The following is a 21,280-nucleotide window of genomic DNA, read 5'->3' on the forward strand; positions in this document are numbered from 1 at the left end:
GACGATGACTTCGGGGTGGTGCGGGTCGGGGCCGGGCCGCGGTATCTGGCCACGCCGCTGGTGGCGGCGGAGACCGCGCCGGTGGAGGACCTGGATCCGCTGAGCGCCGTGGCGTTGCGGCGCTTCGTCGACACCCACGCCGTGGTGCCCGACCTGCCGCTGCTGCTCGCGCTGCGCCGCTTCGCCGCGCTCGCCGCCGCCGGGGAGGGGGCGCGTGGCCTGGCGCGGGCGCTGCTGGCGCACGCGGTGACGTTCCACTCGCCGAAGGATCTGCGGGTGGTGGTCTGCGCCTCGAACGTCGAGGGTTCCGAGTGGGCCTGGGTGAAGTGGCTGCCGCACGCGCACCACCCTGGGGACGTGGACCACGTCGGTCCGGTGCGGATGATCCATCCCTCCCTCGCCGTGCTGGAGGAGTGGCTGGGCGCTGAGTTGACCCGCAGGACACGGTTCAACCGGAACGCGCAGCCCGATCCGGAGTTGCCGCATCTGCTGGTGGTCATCGACGGCGGACTCGTCACCGGCGTCGAGGCGTTGCTCGACCCGAACGGGCTCCAGGCGGTCACCGTGCTGGAGTTGAACGGGAACGCGGTCGGGACGCTGGTGGAGGGGCACGGCGTGCGTCTCGAGGTCGCCGGCGACCGGCGGCTCACGGTCGTCGCGGGGGACACGCGGGACGAGTTGGGGCGGGCCGACGTGCTGTCGGCCGCGGAGTGCGAGGCGCTGGCGCGCCGGCTCGGGCGGTTCCGGGTGGACGCGGGCGCCACGGCGGCCGACGCGGAGGACCTGACCAGCGTCGTCAACACCCTGCCGAGCCTGCTGGGGATCGCCGACCCGGGGCAGCTCGACCTGTCGTCGCTGTGGCGGCACCGCCCGATGCGGGACCGGCTCCGCGCCCCGCTCGGCGTGTCGGCCGACGGCGGGCTGCTCGAGCTGGACATCAAGGAGTCGGCCCAGAACGGCATGGGCCCGCACGGGCTGCTGGTGGGGGCGACGGGGTCCGGCAAGTCGGAGCTGCTGCGGACCCTGGTGCTCGGCATGGCGGCGACGCACCCGAGTGAGCAACTCAACCTCGTCCTCGTCGACTTCAAGGGCGGCGCGACGTTCGCCGGCATGGCCGACCTGCCGCACGTCGCGGCCGTCATCACCAACCTGGAGGACGACCTGAGCCTGGTCGACCGGATGCAGGAGGCGCTGTCCGGTGAGATCAACCGGCGGCAGGAGGTGCTGCGGGACGCCGGCAACCTGGTGTCGATCAGGGACTACGAGCGGGCCCGCCAGCGCGGCGCACAACTGCCGCCGCTGCCCAGCCTGTTCATTGTCGTCGACGAGTTCTCCGAACTCCTGGCGCAAAAGCCGGACTTCGCCGACCTGTTCGCGCAGATCGGGCGGCTCGGGCGGTCCCTCGGCCTCCATCTTCTCCTCGCCTCGCAGCGCCTCGACGAGGGCCGGCTGCGCGGCCTCGAGGCGCACCTGTCGTACCGGATCGGGCTGCGGACGTTCTCGGAGGCCGAGAGCCGCACCGCGATCGGCGTGCCGGACGCCCACCACCTGCCCAACGCCCCGGGCCACGGCTACCTGAAGACGGACACGGCCACGCTGCGGCGGTTCCGGGCCGCGTACGTCTCGGGGCCCTACCGCACCGGCGAGGACGGCGGCGGCCGGGCGCTCGCCGGCGCCCTGGGCGTGCGCCGGTTCCCGGCCGGCTACGTGCCGGTGCCCGACGAGCAGCGGCCCGAGCCGGAGCCCGCACCGGCGCCCGAACCCGACGAGTTCGGGGAGAACGAGGAGCTCGGCACGACCGTGCTGAGCGTCATGGTCGACCGCATGGCCGGGCAGGCGGCGCGGGCCCACCAGGTGTGGCTGCCGCCGCTCGACACCCCGGAGCCGCTCGACGCGCTCCTCGGTGACCTCGGGGTGCGCGAGGGGCGCGGCTTCGGCAGCTCCCCCGTCCGCCCGCCGCTGACCGCGCCCATCGGCGTCGTCGACCGTCCCTTCCACCAGCGCCGTGACCCGCTGGTGCTCGACCTCACCGGCGCCGGCGGCCACGTCGCCGTCGTCGGCGGCCCGCTCAGCGGCAAGTCCACGGCGCTGCGGGCGTTGATCACCTCGCTCGCGCTGCGCCACACCCCGGAGGAGGCGCGGTTCTACTGCCTCGACTTCTCCGGCACGCTCTTCCCCCTCGCCGGGCTGCCGCACGTCGGTGGCGTGGCCGGTCGCACCGACACCGAACTGGTCAACCGCACCGTCGCCGAGGTGCTCGAACTGCTGGGAACACGCGAGACCCGGTTCCGCGAGCTGGGCATCGAGTCGATGGCCGGCGTCCGCGCCGCACGGGCCGAGGGACGGCTGCGGGAGGACCAGAAGGGCGAGTTCGCGGACGTCTTCCTCGTCGTCGACGGCTGGCAGGTGCTGCGGCAGGGCTACCCCGAGATCGAGGAGGTGCTGATGGGCGTGGCCGGACGGATGCTGACCTACGGCATCCACCTGGTCGTCACCGGCAACCGCTGGATGGACATGCGGATGAGCCTGCGCGACCTGATCGGCACCAAGGTGGAGTTGAAGCTCGGCGACGCGCTGGACTCCGAGATCGACCGCAAGCTGCAGCAGACCGTGCCCGCCGACCGCCCGGGGCGCGGCATCAGCCCGGAGAAGCTGCACTTCCTGGTGGCCGTGCCGCGGGTGGACGGCGTCCGCTCCGCCGACGGCCTCGCCGACGGCGTGCAGGATCTGGTGCGCCGCGTCGCCGAGGCGTGGCACGGGCCGGGCGCCCCGAAGGTGCGGCTGCTGCCGAGCACCTGGGACCCGGCCACCCTGCCCGACGGTCCAGGCGTCGCGATCGGCGTGGAGGGCAACCGCCTGGAGCCGGTGCTGCTCGTGCCCGGCGAGGACGCGGGACTGATCGTCGTCGGCGACAGCGAGAGCGGCAAGACCGGCCTGCTGCGGGCGGTGGCCCGCCAGGTCGTCGCCCGGAACACGCCGCAGCAGGCGAAGCTCGTCATCCTCGACCACCGGATGACGATGCTCAGGGAGTTCGAGGGGCCGCATCTGCTGGGGTACTCGACCACCCTTGAGCGTTCGATGTCGGTCGTCGCGGGTCTCGCCGAGGGCCTGGAGAAGCGGGTGCCGGGGCCGGACATCACCCCGGAGCAGTTGCGGAACCGTTCCTGGTGGACGGGCCCCGAGATCTACCTCCTCGTCGACGACTACGACCTGGTCGCCACCTCCCGGGGCAATCCGCTCACCGTGCTGCTCGACTTCCTGCCCCACGCCCGGGCCATGGGGCTGCACATCGTTGTCACCCGCCAGGCAGGCGGCGCGGGCCGGGCCGTGCTCGAGCCGGTGCTCGGGCGGATGAAGGAGCTCAACTTCCCGGCCGTGCTGCTCAGCGTCCCCAAGGACGAGGTGCCGATCTGGGGGGTCAAGCCCGCCCAGCGCGCCAAGGGCCGCGGCCTGCTGCTGCACCGCAGGCTCGGCAACGTGCCGGTGCAGCTCGCCCGTGCGGACTTGCCCCAGAACGACCACGTAGGGACCCGTGAGCCATGAGTGCCAGCCTGACCCACCAGCCATCCGCGCCCGCCTCGCCGCGGGCCCGCCCGGTCGCCGCGCTCGCCGGGGCGGCGTTCGTCCGCATCGGCCTCGCGGGGCCCGCCGGGCGCGTGGACCTCGCCGTGCCGGCGGCCGTGCCGCTCGCGGCGTTGCTTCCGGCGCTGCTGCACCACGTCGGCGCCGACCCAGGACCCGACGGCGGGGTGCGGCACGGCGGTTGGGCGGTGCTCCGCGCCGACGGCACCCGGCTCGACGCCGCCGCCTCACTGACCGAGCAGGGCATCGCCGAGTGCGACCTGCTGTTCCTCGCCCACGGCGACACCGACGCCACCCCGCCGCTCTACGACGACGTCGTGGAGGTCGTCGGCGAGCACGGCGTGCGCACCACCTGGCCGGCCAGGGCCACCCGCTTCGGCGCCGCCGCACTGGTGACCCTGGCCCTGCTGACCGGCTGCGCCGCGCTCGCCGTGGCCCCGGGCGCGGTCCCCGGCTGGCTGGCGCTGGCCACGGCCGCCCTCGCGCTGGGCGCCGGCGTGCTGGCGTCGCGCGGCTTCGACGACGTCCGAGCCGGCACGTTCGCCGGCCTGTTGGCGGTGGTGCCGGCCGTGGTGGGCGCGGTCCGGCTGCTCGGCGCCGGCCATGACGCGGACGGCCTGGGCGCGGCGCACCTGCTGCTGGCGTGCGCGGTGGTGGCCGCGCTCGGCATGCTGGGCCCGGTCCTGGTCGGCGGCGGGGACGGGGCGTTCGCGGCGCTGGTCGTCGCCGGGCCGCTCGCGGCCGTGGGGGCCGCGATCCCCGTCATCTGGCGCGACGTCAGCCCGGCGGAGGCGGCGTCCGTCGCCGGCCCGTTCGCGCTGGCGCTGACCACGCTCTGGCCCACCCTCGCGCTGCGCCTCGCCCGCATCCCTGCTCCCCAACTCGCCTCCACCACGGACGAGTTGGAGCAGCTACCGAGCCTGCTGGCGCACGAGCGGCTGACCGCTCGGGTCGCCGCGGCGCGCCGGCTGCTCGGCGGCATGGTCCTCGGCAGCCACCTGGTGGCGGGCGGGGCGACGCTGTGGCTCTTCGCCGCCACCGAGCTGTGGGCGGGGGTGCTCGGCGCCACGCTGACCCTGCTGATGCTGCTGCGGGCCCGGCTTTTCCGGGAGGTGGGGCAGGTCGCGACGGCCTCGGTGACGGCGTTCCTCGCCGCCGTCGGGGCGGCCGTGTACACGGTGGTCGACCGGTGGGCGCAGACGGCGCCGCTGCTCGGCGTGGTGCTGCCGGCGGTCCTGACGATCGCCCTGGCCGCGGGCGGCGTGGGCCTGGCGGCCGGGCGCCGCCGCCCCAACCCCCGTCTGGTGCGGGCGCTCGACGTGCTGGAGACCCTGCTGCTGGTGGCCGTGGTCCCCCTCGTGCTCGCCGTGTGGGAGGTCCCCGGCACCCTGTTGAACCTGAGGGCGTGAGGGCCGTGCGCTACCCCAGGTCGTCCCTCGCCGCGGCGCTCGCGCTGCTCGCCACCGCCGTGTCAGCCGTCGCGTTCGCCGGCGCCGTCACCCCGGCCGCCGCCGCGGAGCCGTGCCGCACGACGGTGGGCCCGCAGGACATCCCCGCCGGCGTCGACCTCCGCCCCCTCGTCGACCAGCTCGGCCTCCCCCAGGCATGGGACCTGGCCACCGGCGAGGGCGTCACCGTCGCCGTCATCGACTCCGGGGTGGACGCCCGCCACCCCGACCTCGAAGGGCAGGTGGCGCGCGGCCGCGAGTTCGTCGGCGTGCGCACCGAGCGGGAGTTCACCACGGACGACCCGGCGCCGCAGCTGGACTGCGAGGGACACGGCACGGCGGTGGCCGGGCTGATCGCCGCGCGCCGCGCCGACGGCGACCGGGTGACCGGGGTGGCGCCCGGGGCCACCGTCTACCCGGTCCGCATGGCCGACGGCGTGGAGAACGCCACCGCGCGCACGTTCGCCGCCGCCATCGACGACGCCGTGGATGCCGACGTCGGCGTCATCAACCTCTCGCTCGCCATCCCCTCCGACTACGAGCCGATCCGGGATGCCGTCGAACGCGCCCTGGCCGCCGACGTCGTGGTCGTCGCGGCGGCCGGCAACGAGGGCAACGCCAACGTCAGCGGCGGCCGCATGTACCCGGCGGCCTACGACGGGGTCTTGGCGGTCGCCGCCGTCGACGCCCAGGGGCAGCCGCTCGACTCCTCCAACGCCGGCCCCTGGGTGGACCTGGCCGCGATCGGCGCCGACCAGGTGGTCGTCTCCCCCGGGGGCGAGGGCTACCGGGTCGAGGGCGGCACCAGCATGGCCGCGGCGCAGGTGTCGGCCACCGCCGCGCTGGTGCGGTCGCGCTTCCCCGACCTGTCGGCCGCCGAGGTCGCCGACCGGCTGACCCGCTCGGCCACGCCCCTGGGCGGCGGCCGCAACGACCGCACCGGCGCCGGCCTCGTCGACCCGTTCAACGCGCTGACCTATCTCGGCGCCCCGGCGAACGACGAAGAGGAGGATGCCGCGGCGCCCGCCGGCCGTATCCCCGTGCCGCCCGTCCCACGGGACGAGCCGCTGCTCGGCCCGACCCAGCGGACCGGACTCGCCGTCAGCGGCGTGCTGCTGCTGGCCGTGCTCCTCGGGCTGCTCGCGGCGCCCGGGGTGCGGCGCGCCGCCCGGCGCGGCTGGCGGGCCGGCACCGCGGCTCGGCGGCCGGCCGCCGAGCCGGCCGCCCCGCCGGGACCGCCCGCCACCCGCCTCGCGTGGCTCGGCGGCAGCGGCGACGACGGCACGACCACCGACCACCCGACCGCGCACCAGAACCGGAATCGGACACCGTAGCCATGGCAACCACACGCGAGCAGGCGGAGGCGCACGCGTACGCCAACCGCCGGATGAGTACCAGCCTCCTCAGAGGCACGGACGAGGCGCGTCTCGACCCGCGCCGCCGGTTGAACCGCGCGCTGGGCGCCAGCCTGGCGGTCGGCGTCCTCGTCATCGCCGGCTTCGGCATCGCCGGCTGGCTCGGCGGCGGACGCGGCCCCTCCCTGCCCACCGACGGCGCGGTGGTCGTCGGCGCCAGCGGCGACTCCTACGCGGTGGTCGACGGCGTGGCGTACCCCGCGCTCAACCTGGCCTCCGCGCTGCTGGCCGGCGGCGGCGAGCTCACCGAGGTGCGCCAGGGGACCCTGGACGAGGCGCCGCGCGGCCTGCCCGTCGGCATCCCCGGGGCACCCGACGCGCTGCCGGACGCCGACGACCTGCTCGACGGGGAGTGGACGCTGTGCGCCACGCCCGCCGAGACCGGCGAGGAGCCGGTGGACACCGCGCTGTTCGTCGGCGTGCCCGGGGTGCCGACCGGGGACGCCGAGGGCGGCGGGGCGACGCTGCTGGTGGCGACGGAGGACGACCGTCTCTGGCTGCTGGCCGAGGGCCGGCGGTACGCCGTCGAGCCGGTCGTCCGCGACCTGCTGGGGCTGCCCAGGCGGCCCGTGCCGCTGCCGGCCGAGATCATCGCCACCGTCCCCGAGGGCCCCGCGATCACGGTCCCCGAACCAGGCGCGGACACCGGCGACGAACCGTCGGTCGAGCTGCCCTTCGAGGCGGCCGTCGGCGACATCGCCCACACCGACGACGAGGGCGCCGGCCGCCAGCACTTCCTGGTGCGAACCGACGGCCTCGCCCCCATCTCCGAACTCGTCCACACCCTGCTGGTCGCCTGGCCGGGCGCCGACCACGCGATCAGTTTCTCGGACGCCGCCGCCGCGCCGCACACCGGCGGCGACCCCGGCGATCCGGCGTGGCCCGAGGAGGTGCCGGAGGCCCAGGCGCCGGAGCGCAACCAGCCCGTCTGCGTCAGCACCCCGCCCGGCAGCGAGCCGGGCAACGTCCCCTGGCGGGCGACCGTGCACCTGCCGCCGACCATGCCCACCCCGGAGGACACCCCGCCCGTCGCGGCCCTGAACGGCGGCAGGCTCGGCCTGTTGGACCGGATCTACCTGCCGGCCGGCTCGGGCACCGTCGTGCGCGCCGCCGCCTCCGGCGGCGCCGGCGGCACCCACACGCTGGTCACCGACGGCGGCACGGCCTACCCGTTCGCCTCGCCGGACGCCGTCGAACGCCTGGGGTACGACCCGACCTCGGCGCCTTCCATGCCCACCGCCTATGTGGCGCTGCTGCCGGCCGGTCCTGTGCTCGACCCGGAGGCGGCGGCCGAGGAACGAAGGGGTGAGAGCGAGTGACCGCGAGGAGCAGCCGCCTACGACTCGGCCGCGCACGGTCCGGTCGCGCGCCGTCTGGCCACGCACGGTCCGGCCGCGCACGGTCCGGAGGCGGGCGTTTCGCCGGAATCCGCTTCGGCCGCGCCCGGCTGGTGGCCGTGGAGGCCGGTCTCGGCGGCGTCGCCGCGGGCCTCGCCGCGCGGAGCGCCTGGGGCAACTGGGGGTACATCCTCGTCGGCGCCGGGGCGCTGCTGGCGCTCGGCGCGCTGGCGCGATTCCGCGGGGACTGGGCCGACCGGCGCCTGCTGGCGCGGCTGCGGCGCGGCCGGCTGACCATCACGCCGCCGACCGCGCCGCGCGCCAGGAGCCTCGGCGTGGCGCGGGCGCTGCTGCCCGCCCTCACCGTCGCGGAGGTCGCCGACCGCAACACCCCGGGACGGCAGGGGCTCGGCGTGGTGTCCGACGGGCGCGGCCACGCCGTCGTCGCCGCGTTCCCCGGCGGCACGCTGCCCGGGCTGCCCGCCGGCATCGTGGCCGGGTGGCTGGCCGACGACCCGGCCAGGCCGGCGGCCGCGCAGGTGGTGGTGGAGCAGTTCGGCGTGTGGTCCCGGGACTTCCACCACCGCTTCCAGCCCACGGTCGCCTACCGCCAGCTCCCCTCGGGCGGTCGCCCGGTCGCGGTGCGGTCCTGGCTCGTGGTGCGGTACGAGCCGCTCGACGCGCCGGAGGCCGCCGACCGGCGCGGGGGCGGCGAGGACGGCGCGCGGGCCGCGGTGGCGGCGGCCGCCGCGCGGCTGCGCGCCCGGCTGGCGGCGCACGGGGTCCCGACCACGCCGCTCGGCTCGGCCGAGGCGCGCCAGTTGCTGCGGCAGCTCGGCGACCCGGAGCCGAACGGCCGTGTCATGTCCTCCGGTTGGGCGGGCGCGGCGGCCACGCACACGACGCTCACCGCGAGCGTCGCGTCCCAGGACGACTGGCGGCGCCTGCTGTCCGGCATGGGCGGCTGCGTCGCCGACCGGGTGGTGGCCGCGGCGACCCTCACCGCGCACGGGGGCGACCTGCGCGTCCGCGCCGCGGTGCGCGTGGTCAGCCCCCTCGCCCAGCACGCCATGGCCCAGCGCGACCGGCTCGAGGCGGCCGGCGTCACCGGACCGCCCGCCGCCGACCAGGCCGCCGGGCTGATCGCCACCCTGCCGTTGGCCTACCCCTCCCGCCCCCTCGACGAGGCCACCGGCTTCGCGACCCCAGGAGACACGCGAGCACGATGAGCGCCCTCGACCCCTTCACCCCGGCCCCGGCCGCGCGCGGCCGCGTACCCGCGGAACCCCGCACCATGGACCTCACCGCTCCTCGACGCGGGCCGCTCGGCGGTGCCGGCGCGGACACCGCAGCGCCCGAGCCGTCGACGCCCGACCTGTCGACGCTCCCCGAGGCCACCTGGCAGGACGACACCGGGGCGCCGTTCGCCCTCGCGCCCGCGCACGCGGGCATCCACCTGGGCACCGGACGCGACGGCCGGCCCGTGGCGCTGCCCTGCCCAGGGCCGACCGGCACCCGCGTCGCGGCCCTCGGCGAGTCGCTGTTCGGCCGCCTCCTCGCGCTGCGCCTGCTGGCCACCGGCGCGCTGGTCACCGCCGCCACCAGGGAGCCGGGGCCGTGGCAGGGCATCCGCCGGGCGGCCGGCGAACGGCTCGCGTTCGCCGAGGAACCGGCCGCCTGGCCGCGCCACACCCCGGCCCCGCCCGCCGTCGACGCCGGGCCGCAGGCGCTCGTCAGCGACCAGCGCCGGGCGCCGTCCTCCGCGCTGGCCGCCGGTCCCTGGCGCACCGTCCTGCACGTCACCCGCAACCCGCCGCGCGGCGCCGCCTTCTGGCACCGCCCGGACGTCCTCCTCGCGCTGGGCGCCGAGTACGCCGACGCCGTCGGCCGACTCCTCGGCCCGGAGGCCGCCGGCCTCACCGCCCGGCTCACCTCGGGAGAAGTCGTCCTCTTCCGCTCCGACGCCACGGAGGTCCTGCGCCCCGACATCGCCCCGGGGGAACACGAGATCCTCACCGCGGGAATCACCGATAGTCAGTGACACCCGACGGACCGACACGTCATGATGGTCCGCGACACGCCGAGCCCGACGGACCCCGATTCACGCCGACGCGACCGGCGTCCCGAGGGCGAGGCCGGTCATGATCGAGCACCTTCATCGTGGCATCGCGCAGGGGGACGGCAATGGAGGCGTTGCACCCGAACGACCCGTCGGCCATCGGTCCTTACGGACTGCTGGCGCGGCTCGGCGAGGGGGGCATGGGGCGGGTGTTCCTGGGGCGATCGCCCGGCGGGCGGACGGTCGCGGTCAAGGTCGTGCACAGCGACCTGGCGCGGCAGCCGCTCTTCAGGCGGCGGTTCCGCGCCGAGATCGAGGCCGCGCGGCGGGTCAGCGAGCAGTGGACGGCGCCGGTGCTCGACCACGACATCGAGGCGGAAGCCCCCTGGGTCGCCACGGGCTACGTGGCCGGGGAGTCGTTGCGGGAGGTCGTGGACACGCTGCACGGGCCGCTGCCCGAGCACGCCGTGTGGGCGCTGGCCCACGGCCTGGCGAACGCGCTGCTCGCGGTCCACGACAGCGGGCTGATCCACCGGGACCTGAAGCCGTCGAACGTGATGGTGACGCTGGAGGGGCCCAAGGTCATCGACTTCGGGATCGCGCGCGCGGTGGACACCACCGCGCTGACGCAGACGGGCAGGAGGCTCGGCTCCCCCGGCTACATGCCGCCCGAACAGATCAGGGGCGAGGAACTGACGGGCGCGGTCGACGTGTTCGCCCTGGGGGTGGTGCTGGCGTACGCGGCGACCGGGATGTCCCCCTTCTCCTGGGACGATGCGGAGGAGCACACCGTCATGTACCGGGTGCTGAACGAGGCGCCCAACCTCGGCCCGGAGGGCGGGCCGTTGACGGGAGACCTGCGGACCATCGTGCTCCACTGCCTGGCCAAGGACCCTGCCCAGCGGCTGCCGCTCTCCGGGCTTCCGGCGTTCGCCAGGAAGCGGGCCGGTTCCCGGTACTGGCTGCCGGCGGAGCTCGCGGCGCTCCTGGGACGGGCGTCGGCGCGGGTGCACGACTTCGAGACCCCACGGGCCGACCGGGATGGCTGGGGGCCGCAGCCGCCGTCGGCGTGGGATCCGCTGCCCTCCGCGGTGTCCCGGTCGGCCCCGCCCGCCGGAGGCGGGGCCCAGACCACGGTGGTCCCCACGGGGTTCGAGGTCTCATCGGCGGCGTCCTTCCCGGTCCTGGCCCCACCACCGCCGACCGCGCCCCCGACTCCCCCCATGGCCCAGCCGGTCCCGGGGCGCCCGCGCCGGGGGCGGCTGGTGTCGGCCGTGGTGTCCGGGGCGGTGGCGCTGGCGCTGGTCGGCTGGCTGGTGCAGGCCAACCTGGGGGACGACGGCGGCGAGGAGCCGGCCGCCGGCGGCGACGAGCCCATGTGGGCCGGCGGGATAACCGTGCACGCCAACGACGCGCACGACCCGGTGCTGTTCACGGAGGGCGGGGAGCTGGTCGGCTTCGAGGTGGACCTGGTCGAGGAGCTCGGGGAGCGACTCGGCGTGCCCGTCACCTTCGAGGCGGCCGACGGCAGGACCGCCGCCGCCGAGGCGGCCGTCAGGGAGGGCCGCGGGGACACCGCGCACATCGCGGTGGGAGACCTGGCGGACAACGAGGAACAACGCCAGACCCTGGGCGTGGACTTCGTGAACGACTACGAGGACGGCTGGTCCGTGGTGACCCCCGACCCGGAACAGTCCGGGGACCTCGACGACCTGTGCGGCCTGCGGGTCATCGCCTATCCGGACGGCCAGGAGGCGGAGTCGGTGCGGGAGCATACCGAGGAGTGCGAGACGCCCGCCGAGATCCTGTCGGCGCCCACCAAGGACGACATGGTGGAGGCGATCGTGGCCGGCGAGGCCGACGTGGCCGTGATGGGCTACACCCAGGCCGCCTACCACCTGGCCGTCGAGAACCCGGACACCGGGCTGAACGTCGTCTTCGACGCCTCCAGCCGAGGCGCCCGGGGCATCGCGGTACCGGCCGGTCAGGTCGAGCTGCGACAGGCACTCTTCGAGGCGATGGGCGAGCTGATGCGCGACGGCACCTACGCGCGGCTGCTGTCGGACTGGGACATGGTGGAGGCGGCCCTCGACGCGCCGGAGGTCAACCTCGGCAGCTAGTGCCGCATCAGCCAAGGTTCACTCCGTCGCGACGCCCGGCACGGCACCTCGCTGCGTTACCGAATCGCGCGAATACGGCCAAGTATGAGCTGCGATCCGGCGCCTTGCGATGCACCGCACCGGACGCCGCTCCTTGACGGGCAAACCTTGGCTGACACGGCACTAGGCCCTGTCCTGCCGATCTCGGCGCGCCCGTCGCAGGTCACACCCGAAGCAGTGCGGAGCGGCCAGCGAAGCGCGCCGAGTCGCCCAACTCCTCTTCGATCCGGATCAGTTGGTTGTACTTCGCCGTGCGGTCGGAGCGGGAGAGCGAGCCGGTCTTGATCTGACCGCAGCCGGTCGCCACCGCCAGATCCGCGATGGTGGTGTCCTCCGTCTCGCCCGAGCGGTGCGACATGACAGCCGTCCAGCCCGCCTCGTGGGCTGTGGCCACCGCGGCCAGCGCCTCGGTCAGGGTCCCGATCTGGTTGACCTTGACCAGGATCGAGTTGCCGACGCCGGTGCGAATGCCCTCGCGCAGCAGCGTCTCGTTGGTGCAGAACACGTCGTCGCCGGTGAGCTGACAGCGGTCGCCGACGCGGGCGGTCAGCTCGCGCCAGCCGTCCAGGTCGTTCTCCGCCATCGGGTCCTCGACGGAGACGACCGGGTAGGCGTCGATGAGCTTGGCCAGGTAGTCGGCGTGCTCGGACGGGGTGCGGCGCACCCCCTCGCCCGTGTAGTCGTACCTCCCGTCGCGGAAGAACTCCGACGACGCCGGGTCCATGGCCAGGCCGATGTCCGTGCCGGGGCGGTAGCCGGTGCGCTCGATGGCGGTCACCACGAAGTCGAGCGCCTCCTCGGCCGTACGCAGCGCGGGCGCGAAGCCACCTTCGTCGCCGACGCCCGTGGAGTGCCCGGCGGCCAGCAGATCGCGGCGCAGCGTGTGGAAGACCTCACTGCCCATGCGGACGGATTCGGCGAAGGTGGCCGCGCCCACGGGCGCGATCATGAGCTCCTGGAAGTCCAGCGGGTTGTCGGCGTGGGCGCCGCCGTTGACGATGTTCATCATCGGCAGCGGCAGCAGGTGGGCGTCGGCGCCGCCGAGGTAGCGGTAGAGGGGCTGGCGGTGTGCCGCCGCGGCGGCCCTGGCGGCGGCGAGGGAGACGCCGAGGATCGCGTTGGCGCCGAGTCGGGACTTCGTGGCGGTGCCGTCGAGGGCGACCAGCGCCACGTCGAGACCTGCCTGGTCGGCCGCGTCCCGGCCGCGCACGGACGCCGCGATCTCCCCGTTGACGTGGGCCACCGCGCGGTCGACGCCCTTTCCGTGCCAGCGCGCGGAGTCTCCGTCGCGCAGTTCCACGGCCTCCCGGGTGCCGGTGGAGGCGCCGGAGGGGACGGCCGCGCGCCCCAGGGACCCGTCCGTCAGGACGACGTCGACCTCGACCGTGGGGTTGCCCCGGCTGTCGATGATCCGGCGGGCGGTGACGGTCTCGATGGTGGCGTCGATGGTTCCGACTGCCGCTGCGGGCATGGGAGTTCCTTCCCGTCGTCGTGTGCCGTGGCCCCGGCTGCGACAGCGCTGGCGCTGAGCCCGACAACGCCAGACCCTACAGCAATGCTGCACAGTTTTGCTGTACAGCTTTGCTGCATACCTCAGCTGCACAGCTTTGCTGACCAACGGGGTAAAGTGCCCTATGCCCACCCCGGAAGCCGCCGCCATCGCCGCCGAACTGCGCACCGCGATGGGCAAGCTCACCCGACGCGTCAGACACGAGGACCGCATCCCGCTCGGCCAGGTCGCCGTGCTCGGCGCACTCGACCGCAACGGCGCCATGACCACCAGCGATCTCGCCGCCGATCAGCGCGTACGCCCCCAGTCGATGGCCCGGGCCGTGGGGCTGCTCATGGAGCAGCACCTGATCACGCGCCGGGCGCACCCCACCGACGGCCGCAAGTCGCTGGTCGAGCTGTCGGACGCGGGCCGGGCCGCGCTCGAAGCGGAGCGCGGCCGCAGGGCCGGTTGGCTCGCCCAGGCCATCGAGGCCGAACTCACGGATGAGGAGCGGGCGTTGCTGGCTCGGAGCGCCGCCCTGCTGGAGCGGCTCGCCACCCGCTAGTCCTGCCCTGTCGATCCTGTCGAACCAGCCCGCGCCGAGCCCGCCGGAGGCGGTCACGCGCCGGCCGGCACCCTGTCGAGGAAGCCGAACACCTGCCGGATCCGGCCGTCCTCGTCGAGGACGGCGACGTCGAAGCCGATGACGATCGGGTCGGCCCCCTCGGGGCCGAGGTGCCAGGTGAACCGCGCGATGTCGTGGTGCGCGTCCACCGGGCCGCCCGGGGTGAACACCAGGCCGTCGAACTGCCCCTGCGCGGCGGCGATCACGCCGTCGATCCCGGCACGGCCGCGCACGGACGCCAGCGGGTCGACGTACTCGACGTCCTCGGCGAAGACGGCGGCCACGAGCTCGCGCCGCGCCTCGGGGTCGGTCTCGTTCCACACGGCGAGGTAACGCTCGGCCAGCCCACCCATGTCCTTGATGTCGCTCATGTTCCCATCACCCTTCTCGCGGTGTTCTCTTCCCTACGACCACCACGCTAGGCGGGCACGACGGGCGCGGAATCCGTCGTCCTTAGGTACTTTCACCGGTCGCCCGCGCCCGTGTGATGATGCGTTCCGAGATGCGCGAACCAGGGACGGCCGAGCGGCCCACGGAACTGTGCGGCAGGCAGGCGGAACAGCGGGCGATCGCCGCGCTGCTCGCCGACGCCGCGGCGGGCCGCAGCGGGGCGCTCGTCCTGCGCGGCGAGCCCGGCATCGGCAAGACGGCGCTGCTCGACCACGCCGCCACGGCGGCCGACGGACTGCGGCTGCTGCGCGGCACCGGCATCGAGGTCGAGGCGGAACTGCCCTTTGCCGGCCTGCAGTTGCTGCTGCGGCCCGCGCTCGGTCGGCTCGCTGCGCTGCCCGCGCCGCAACGCACGGCGCTGGAGGCGGCGTTGGGGCTCGAACCCGCCGCGGCCCGCGACCCGATGCTGATCGGGCTCGCGGTGCTCTCGCTGCTGGCGGAGCACGCGGCCGACACCGGACTGCTCTGCCTGGTGGACGACGCCCAGTGGCTGGACGGCACCTCGCGGGACGCCCTGGTGTTCGCCGCCCGGCGGCTGCACGCCGAGGGCGTGGCGCTCGTCTTCGCCATCCGCGAGGGCGAGGGCTCGTTCCCCGACTCCGTCGACTCGGGCCTGCCGGAACTGCGCCTGACGGGCCTCCCGCCCGAGGTTGCCGCGGTCCTGGTCGACCGCCAGCCGCTCGCCCCGGCCGTGCGCTACCGGCTGCTCGCCGAGGCGCGCGGCAACCCGCTCGCCCTGCTCGAACTGCCCGTCGCCCTGGCCGCCGAGCCGGACAGCGGCCTCGGACCGCACGCGCTGCCCCTGACCGACCGGCTGCTGCTGGCCTTCCACGGCCAGGTCCGCCGGCTGCCCGAGACCACCCGCGGCCTGCTGCTGGTCGCCGCCGCCGACGAGACCGGCGACCCCGCCGTGATCCTGGGCGCGGCCGCCGCCTTCGGAGCGGGCATCGGGGACCTGACGCGCGCCGAGGAGACCGGGCTGCTGCGCCGCCCCGGCGCCGCCGCGACCACGGTCGTCTTCCGCCACCCGCTGATCCGCGCCGCCGTCTACCAACGCGCGCCGCTGGGCCGGCGGTTGACCGCGCACCGCGCGCTCGCCGCTGTGCTCGACGCGCCCGAGCAGGCCGACCGCAGGGCCTGGCACCTGGCCGCCGCCGCGACCGGCCCCGACGACGAGGCCGCAGCCGCCCTGGAGCACACCGCCGCCCGCGCCCGCGAGCGCGGCGGCCACGAGGCGGCCGCGGCCGCCTACGAGCGGGCGGCCCGGCTGAGCGCGGCGCCGGCGGCCAGGGCACGCCGCGAGCTGCTGGCCGCCGAGGCCGCGCTTGAGGCCGGCGAGGTGGAGCGCGCCGACCGACTCGCCCGCCGGGCGGCCCGCCACGCCGACCCCGCCGACGGGCTCGGCGCCCGGCTGGCGCAGGTGCGGGCGCTCGCGGAGTTCTGGCGCGGCTCCTTCCCCACCGCCCAGCAACTGCTCGTCGAGGGTGCCGAACTCGTCACCGACACCGACCCGGGACAGGCCGCCGCCCTGCTGGTCCAGGCCGTGCACACCGCCTGGTACCTCGGCGAGGGGCGGCTCGCCGAGACGCTGGAGCGGCTGGCCGCGGTGCCGCTGCCGGACGCGGACCCGAGCACGCCCCTCGCCGCGTTCCTCGGGCACCTGCTCGACCACGGCGGAGACGGGCCGCCACCGCCGGCGCTGGCCGACACCATGGCGGCGATCCGCCGCCGCGGCCGAGCCCCGGAACAGTCGCTGATGATCCTCTGCGGCGCCGCCCTCGGCCGTGGCCAGGACGCCGACGCCTACCGTCTCGCGACCGCACTCGCCACCGAGCTCCGCGGCGCCGGCGCGGCCGGGCGGCTGCCCACGGCGCTGTTCTTCGTCGCCGAGGGGGAGGTCTTCACCGGCCGCCTCCAGGACGCTCTCACCACCGCGACCGAGGCGCTCGCGCTGGCCCGCGACACCGGACAGCGGCAGTGGGTCGGCCAGTTCAGCAGCGTGCTGGCCCACCTGGCCGCCGCCGAGGGCGACGAGGCGGCCTGCCGGCGCCACGCCGAGGCGGGCCTGGCCAGCGCCACCGCCGGCGCCATCGCCCCCGGGGCCCCGTGGGCGCACTGGTCGCTCGGCCTGCTCGAACTCGGCCTCGGCCGGCCCGAGGCGGCCCTCTCCCACTTCGAACGGCTCACCCGCGAGCCCATGCGCCACCATTTGTGCGCCCTGCGCTCGGTCCCCGACCTGGTCGAGGCCGCCGTACGGGTGGGCGCTGGCGAGCGCGCCGAGGAGGCGGTGGCCCGCTTCGCCCGGTGGGCGGAGTCCGTGCGGCAGCCGTGGGCCGATGCCCTGCTGCTGCGGTGCCGCGCGCTGCTCGGCTCGGACGAGGCGGCCGAACGGCACTACCCGGCCGCACTGCGCGCCCACGACCGCGACGGCCGCCCGCTTGAGTACGCCAGGACCACGCTGCTGCACGGCGAGTGGCTGCGCCGCGCCCGCCGCAAGGCCGAGGCGCGCCCACACCTGGACGACGCGCTCGAGGTCTTCGAACGGCTCGGCATGCGGCCCTGGGCGGACCGCGCCCGCGCCGAGCTCACCGCGACCGGCACCGGCACCGGCACCGGCACCGGCACCAAGGACGCCGCGCCGTCCCGCACGGCCGGCCTCACCCCGCAGGAACTGCAGATCGTCCGCCTCGCCGCCCGTGGCCTGTCCAACCGCGACATCGCCGCCCAGCTCTTCCTCAGCCACCGCACGGTCGGCTACCACCTCTACAAGGCGTACCCGAAGCTAGGCATCGCCTCGCGCGGCGAACTTAGGGCGCTGACCGCGCGCCAGGAGCTCTGAACGGGAGCACCGAGACGAGCCCTGCGGGTCGCCGGGGATAGCCTGCGCACAGGTTCCGCATCACCCCGGGAGAGAGATGACCACCCCCACCGACGCGTTCAACGTGCCGCACTCGGCTCGGATGTACGACTACTACCTCGGGGGCAAGAACAACTACCAGGTCGACCGCGAGGCCGCCGAGAAGGTGCTCGACTGGTGGCCGGGGGTGCGAGACGCGGCGCAGGCCAACCGGGCCTTCATGCAGCGGGCGATCCGGCATCTCATCGAGGAGGAGGGGCTGCGGCAGTTCCTCGACATAGGCACCGGAATCCCCACCGAGCCCAACCTGCACCAGGTGGCCCAGGAGGCCGCGCCCGAGTGCCGGATCGTCTACGTCGACAAGGACCCACTGGTCCTCGCGCACGCCGAGTCGCTGATGCGCAGCACGCCACAGGGCCGCACCACCTACCTCCACGCCGATCTGATCACCGATCTCGACAACATCCTCGAATCGCCCCAACTGGCCGAGACCATCGACCTGTCGAAGCCGGTCGCGCTGTCGCTGCTGGCGCTGCTGCACTTCGTGACCGACGAGCAGGGCGCCCACAAGCTGGTGCGCCGGCTGCTCGACGCGCTGCCGGCCGGTTCCGCGCTGCTGCTCAGCCACGTCACGCCCGACTTCAACGAGCCCGCGATGCGGCAGGTGGAGGAGATCTACCGGCGCGGCGGCATCCAGGGCCAGACCAGGACGCGCGAGGAGGTGGCGCGGTTCTTCGACGGTCTCGACCTGGTCGAGCCGGGCATCACCGTGCCGCACCGCTGGCGGGCCCTCGCCAGCGCGTCGACGGAGCTGGACACGAAGATCTCCGCCTGGGCCGCCGTCGGCGTCAAGCGGGCTTAGGCCCCGGTCCGCCTGCGCGCCCGCTCCCTGATGTCCTCCGGCAGCGCGTCGGCCGCCAACAGCCGTGGCAGCAGCTCGGGTTCGAGGGTGACCGCGCGGAAGGTGAGGGCCACGGTCACGTCGTGGTCCGGCCGGTGCGCGATCTCGACCGGGTCGTCGGCCCTGATCTCCCCGGGTTCGATCACCCGGAGGTAGGCGCCCGGCAGCACGGCCCGCGTGAACCGCTTGATCCAGCCCTCCTGTCGCAGCCAGCCCTGGAACGTCCCGCAGGGCACCCTGGGGCAGGACACCTCGAGCACCACGTCCTGGCCGACGCGCCAACGCTCGCCGATCAGCGCGCCGTTGACGTCCACGCCCAGGGTCGTCAGGTTCTCCCCGAAGGTGCCGTCGGCGAGCGGCTCGCCCAACTCGGCCTGCCACCGGTCGAGATCCTCGCGAGCGTAGGCGTAGACGGCCTGGTCGGTGCCGCCGTGGTGGGCCACGTCGTACACCCGGTCGCCCGCGAGCCCGACCGCCCCCGTGCCCTTGGGCCCCGGCGCGCTCACGGCGACCGGACCTGCCACGGGCCGCTTGTCGATGCCCGTGCTGCCGAGCCCCTTCCACGGATTGGGCCGCGGTCTGCCGACGTTGACGGAAAGCAGCTTCATGCGGGCGACGGTACGGACCACCCGCACGCCCGTCGAACGGATTTCAGCCGCGCGGGGCGAACCCCCGCTCCCGCAGCGCCTGCGTCAGGACCCGCACGGCCTTCGGGCCCACCCCGTGCAGCGCCCGGAGCTCGGCCTCGGAACGCCCGGCCACCTGCCGGATCACCGGCCTGCCGATGCCGTCGGGAAGTCCGGTGGCGCCGGGATCGTCGGCCGCCGTCTCCGCGCCGGCCAGCGACGCCGCGAGCCGCTTCGGGGCCCGGCTGAACCACGCGGCGCGGACCAGGGCCGCACCGCTCGGATGCGTGGCCACGGCGGCCGCCGTCTCGTCCTCGGGCAGCCGCAGCTGGGCCAAGGTGGTCATGCGCCGAGTCTCGCACGCGCCGCCTTCCGCCGCTCCTCCCCGCCGAATGTGATGATCGATGTCTTGAATATCTCGAATGTTTCGATATCTCGGTGTCCCGGTGTCCCGGTGTCTCGGTGTCCGGGAAAGGGACGGTGCGTGTGACGAGCCTGGACGACGTGCTCGACGAGCTGTACGGCCTCGCCCCCGAGGACTTCACCTCCCACCGCGACGCGGCCGCCACCCGGGCCCGCCGGGCCGGGGACCGGGAGCTGGCCCAGCGGATCAGGGCGCTGCGGCGGCCCACGCTCGCCGCCTGGGCCTGCAACCTCCTGGTGCGCGCCCACGACGAGCAGACGCGGCGGTTCCTCGCCCTCGGCGAGGCGCTGCGGCGAGCCCAGGAGGAGCTCGACACCGACCGGCTGCGCGAACTGCTCGCCCAGCAGCACGAGTTGGTCGCCGCGCTGTCCGAACAGGCCGCCGGGACGGCCGCCGACTCGGGCCACCGCCTCGGCGCGACGGCCCGCCAGGAGGTCGAGCAGACCCTGCTGGCGGTCCTCGCCGACCCGGAGGCCGCCCGCGCCTGGAGCGCGGGACGGCTGACCCGCCCCCTGCACGCCCCGGCCGAGCTGCCCACCATCACGGCCAAGGGCCGCGCCACCACCCGAGGCCGCGAGCGGAAGCCCGACCAGGCGGCGCGGCGCGCCCGCCAGCGCGCCGAGCAGCGCCTCGCCGAGGCCCGACGCCGGGTCGAGGAACTGTCGGCGGCGCTCGACCAGGCCGAGCAGGCCGTCCGCCAGGCCGAGCGGGAGGTCGAGGCCGCCACCCGCGAGGGGTGACCACCATCGCCGCAACGACCAAGAGGGGGACACGAGGTCATGTTGGCGAGCATCGTCGCGGTCGTGGGCACCCTCGCCGGCACGGTGCTCGGCGCCCTGTCCCAGCAACTGCTCGACCGCCGCGCCCGCGCCGAGCTCCACCGCGAGGACCTGGCCAACCGGGTCCGCGAGTTGCTCAGGTCGATCGTCACGTACCGCGAACTGCACTGGCTGCTGGTGCGGACATCAGGGACGGCCGGACGGAGAGCCGCGAGGACCGGGCGGCCCGCTACCGCGCCCGCTCGGAGGTCACCGACGCCCGGGACGCGCCGGCCCTCGTCACGACCGACCTCCAGCTCATCGAGCGCGCCGAGGCGGCCGCGTGGGCCGCCATCGACCTGTCCGACGTCGAGCTCGGCGCCGTCGAGGATGGCCGCTTCGCGCCGGACGTCGAGGCCGCCCTGACCGCCGCCCGCGAGCAGACCAGGGCCACCCACAATGCGCTGGTCAGGGCCCTCTGGCGCCACCCGTCCCCCACCGTCTGGCCGCCGCCGGCCACCCATCGGGAGATGCGCGCCCTGGCCGCCGAGCTCCTGCCCGGCTCCCCGTACCGCCGCCACCGCCTGCTGCGTTACACGGTCGTCTGGCGCAAGCCGCCGGACTGAGCGGCGCCGGTCCCGACGACCGCGGTGACCCGGATCTCGACGCGCATCCCGGGGGCGCCGAGCGCCGGCACCCCGATCTCGGTCCAGATGGGCGCCCGGTCGCCCATACGCGCGCGGAACTGCTCCACCATGACGCGGTTGTGGACCTCGCCGATGAACTCGGTCGAGCCGGGCACGTGGTACGAGTTGACGGCGACGACGTCCCGCCAGGTGGCCCCGGCCGTGGCCAGGGTCCGCTCGACGTTGTCGAAGGCCCGGACGATCTCCTCCTCCAGGTCCTCGGGGAAGACGAAGTCGTCGTCCCAGCCGCCCTGCCCCGAGGTCTCGACCCGGTCGCCCGTCCGCACCGCCTGGCTGTAGTGCATGGCGGCCAGCTGCCGCTCGCCGTAGCCGGGCGTGACGAAGAACTCCGGCTCGGACACATCAGATTCATTGACTTCACGCATGAAGTGAACCTACCACGCGATCACTTCACGCATGAAGTCTCCCCCGCTTGGTAGGCTGCCCCCATGGCCACCGCC

General features: G+C 75.2%; 17 protein-coding genes. 12 read left to right on the plus strand and 5 right to left on the minus strand.

Annotation, left to right across the window (positions count from 1 at the left end; genetic code table 11):
* The 7 genes from eccCa to E1265_RS15625 all read left to right on the plus strand — a co-directional run.
* A partial coding sequence (gene eccCa, locus E1265_RS15595) for a type VII secretion protein EccCa (RefSeq protein ID WP_132930906.1) occupies positions 1–3,543 on the plus strand: 3,543 nt, incomplete at its 5' end.
* Positions 3,540–4,991, plus strand: coding sequence for a type VII secretion integral membrane protein EccD (eccD, locus tag E1265_RS15600; protein ID WP_132930907.1), 1,452 nt, complete (start codon positions 3,540–3,542; stop codon positions 4,989–4,991). The genes eccCa and eccD, both read left to right, overlap by 4 nt.
* A complete protein-coding gene (mycP, locus tag E1265_RS15605) occupies positions 4,988–6,364 on the plus strand; it encodes a type VII secretion-associated serine protease mycosin (protein ID WP_243740819.1) in 1,377 nt (458 codons plus the stop codon). Before eccD ends, mycP begins: the two co-directional genes overlap by 4 nt.
* A gap of 2 nt (positions 6,365–6,366) precedes the next feature.
* Positions 6,367–7,764 (plus strand): type VII secretion protein EccB, encoded by a 1,398-nt coding sequence (gene eccB / locus E1265_RS15610; RefSeq protein ID WP_132930908.1) that lies wholly within the window; start codon positions 6,367–6,369, stop codon positions 7,762–7,764.
* A 137-nt stretch (positions 7,765–7,901) separates the two neighbouring features.
* Positions 7,902–9,011, plus strand: a complete 1,110-nt coding sequence (locus E1265_RS15615; RefSeq protein WP_243740820.1) for a type VII secretion protein EccE — start codon at positions 7,902–7,904, stop codon at positions 9,009–9,011.
* A complete protein-coding gene (locus E1265_RS15620) occupies positions 9,008–9,823 on the plus strand; it encodes a hypothetical protein (RefSeq protein WP_243740821.1) in 816 nt (271 codons plus the stop codon). Before E1265_RS15615 ends, E1265_RS15620 begins: the two co-directional genes overlap by 4 nt.
* A 143-nt stretch (positions 9,824–9,966) precedes the next feature.
* Positions 9,967–11,961: a serine/threonine-protein kinase gene (locus E1265_RS15625; RefSeq protein ID WP_132930909.1), complete on the plus strand. Its 1,995-nt coding sequence runs from the start codon at positions 9,967–9,969 to the stop codon at positions 11,959–11,961.
* A gap of 202 nt (positions 11,962–12,163) precedes the next feature.
* Here the strand turns inward: E1265_RS15625 and eno are convergent, their stop codons facing one another.
* Positions 12,164–13,471, minus strand: a complete 1,308-nt coding sequence (gene eno / locus E1265_RS15630; RefSeq protein WP_132930910.1) for a phosphopyruvate hydratase — start codon at positions 13,469–13,471, stop codon at positions 12,164–12,166.
* Between the two features lie 163 nt (positions 13,472–13,634).
* Here eno and E1265_RS15635 point away from each other — a divergent pair, with 163 nt between their 5' ends.
* Entirely contained in the window at positions 13,635–14,057 is a 423-nt protein-coding gene (locus tag E1265_RS15635; protein WP_132930911.1) for a MarR family transcriptional regulator, read from the plus strand.
* Positions 14,058–14,110: 53 nt separating this feature from the next.
* Here E1265_RS15635 and E1265_RS15640 read toward each other — a convergent pair whose 3' ends face one another.
* Complete coding sequence (locus tag E1265_RS15640; protein WP_132930912.1) at positions 14,111–14,488, minus strand: nuclear transport factor 2 family protein; 378 nt, start codon at positions 14,486–14,488, stop codon at positions 14,111–14,113.
* A gap of 131 nt (positions 14,489–14,619) precedes the next feature.
* Here E1265_RS15640 and E1265_RS15645 point away from each other — a divergent pair, with 131 nt between their 5' ends.
* Both E1265_RS15645 and E1265_RS15650 read left to right on the plus strand, forming a co-directional pair.
* On the plus strand, positions 14,620–17,406 hold the full coding sequence (locus E1265_RS15645; RefSeq protein WP_132930913.1) for a LuxR family transcriptional regulator: 2,787 nt from the start codon (positions 14,620–14,622) through the stop codon (positions 17,404–17,406).
* A gap of 76 nt (positions 17,407–17,482) precedes the next feature.
* Positions 17,483–18,286 (plus strand): SAM-dependent methyltransferase, encoded by an 804-nt coding sequence (locus tag E1265_RS15650; protein WP_132930914.1) that lies wholly within the window; start codon positions 17,483–17,485, stop codon positions 18,284–18,286.
* Here the strand turns inward: E1265_RS15650 and E1265_RS15655 are convergent.
* Positions 18,283–18,933: an MOSC domain-containing protein gene (locus E1265_RS15655; RefSeq protein ID WP_132930915.1), complete on the minus strand. Its 651-nt coding sequence runs from the start codon at positions 18,931–18,933 to the stop codon at positions 18,283–18,285. The genes E1265_RS15650 and E1265_RS15655 overlap by 4 nt on opposite strands.
* Before the next feature lie 43 nt (positions 18,934–18,976).
* Positions 18,977–19,297, minus strand: coding sequence for a hypothetical protein (locus E1265_RS15660; protein WP_207931086.1), 321 nt, complete (start codon positions 19,295–19,297; stop codon positions 18,977–18,979).
* Between the two features lie 134 nt (positions 19,298–19,431).
* Between E1265_RS15660 and E1265_RS15665 the strand changes: the two genes are divergently transcribed.
* Positions 19,432–20,115, plus strand: coding sequence for a hypothetical protein (locus tag E1265_RS15665; RefSeq protein ID WP_243740822.1), 684 nt, complete (start codon positions 19,432–19,434; stop codon positions 20,113–20,115).
* Positions 20,112–20,759, plus strand: coding sequence for a hypothetical protein (locus tag E1265_RS15670; protein WP_132930916.1), 648 nt, complete (start codon positions 20,112–20,114; stop codon positions 20,757–20,759). Before E1265_RS15665 ends, E1265_RS15670 begins: the two co-directional genes overlap by 4 nt.
* Here the strand turns inward: E1265_RS15670 and E1265_RS15675 are convergent.
* Positions 20,726–21,124 carry a RidA family protein gene (locus tag E1265_RS15675; RefSeq protein ID WP_243740823.1) on the minus strand — a complete coding sequence of 133 codons (399 nt, stop codon included), beginning with the start codon at positions 21,122–21,124 and terminating at the stop codon, positions 20,726–20,728. The two genes, E1265_RS15670 and E1265_RS15675, sit on opposite strands and share 34 nt — an antisense overlap.
* Positions 21,125–21,280 lie beyond the last annotated feature (156 nt).

This window comes from Streptomyces sp. 8K308, from assembly GCF_004348315.1.
Taxonomy (GTDB): Bacteria; Actinomycetota; Actinomycetes; order Streptomycetales; family Streptomycetaceae; genus Streptomyces.

Bases quoted from the DNA above. Each gene is read 5' to 3' on its own strand.
- E1265_RS15660 (WP_207931086.1), bottom strand. From the start codon at position 19,297: ATGACCACCTTGGCCCAGCTGCGGCTGCCCGAGGACGAGACGGCGGCC.
- E1265_RS15625 (WP_132930909.1), top strand. From the start codon at position 9,967: ATGGAGGCGTTGCACCCGAACGACCCGTCGGCCATCGGTCCTTACGGA.
- E1265_RS15620 (WP_243740821.1), top strand. From the start codon at position 9,008: ATGAGCGCCCTCGACCCCTTCACCCCGGCCCCGGCCGCGCGCGGCCGC.
- E1265_RS15645 (WP_132930913.1), top strand. From the start codon at position 14,620: ATGCGCGAACCAGGGACGGCCGAGCGGCCCACGGAACTGTGCGGCAGG.
- E1265_RS15635 (WP_132930911.1), top strand. From the start codon at position 13,635: ATGCCCACCCCGGAAGCCGCCGCCATCGCCGCCGAACTGCGCACCGCG.
- E1265_RS15655 (WP_132930915.1), bottom strand. From the start codon at position 18,933: ATGAAGCTGCTTTCCGTCAACGTCGGCAGACCGCGGCCCAATCCGTGG.
- eccD (WP_132930907.1), top strand. From the start codon at position 3,540: ATGAGTGCCAGCCTGACCCACCAGCCATCCGCGCCCGCCTCGCCGCGG.
- E1265_RS15650 (WP_132930914.1), top strand. From the start codon at position 17,483: ATGACCACCCCCACCGACGCGTTCAACGTGCCGCACTCGGCTCGGATG.
- E1265_RS15675 (WP_243740823.1), bottom strand. From the start codon at position 21,124: ATGCACTACAGCCAGGCGGTGCGGACGGGCGACCGGGTCGAGACCTCG.
- eno (WP_132930910.1), bottom strand. From the start codon at position 13,471: ATGCCCGCAGCGGCAGTCGGAACCATCGACGCCACCATCGAGACCGTC.
- E1265_RS15640 (WP_132930912.1), bottom strand. From the start codon at position 14,488: ATGAGCGACATCAAGGACATGGGTGGGCTGGCCGAGCGTTACCTCGCC.
- eccB (WP_132930908.1), top strand. From the start codon at position 6,367: ATGGCAACCACACGCGAGCAGGCGGAGGCGCACGCGTACGCCAACCGC.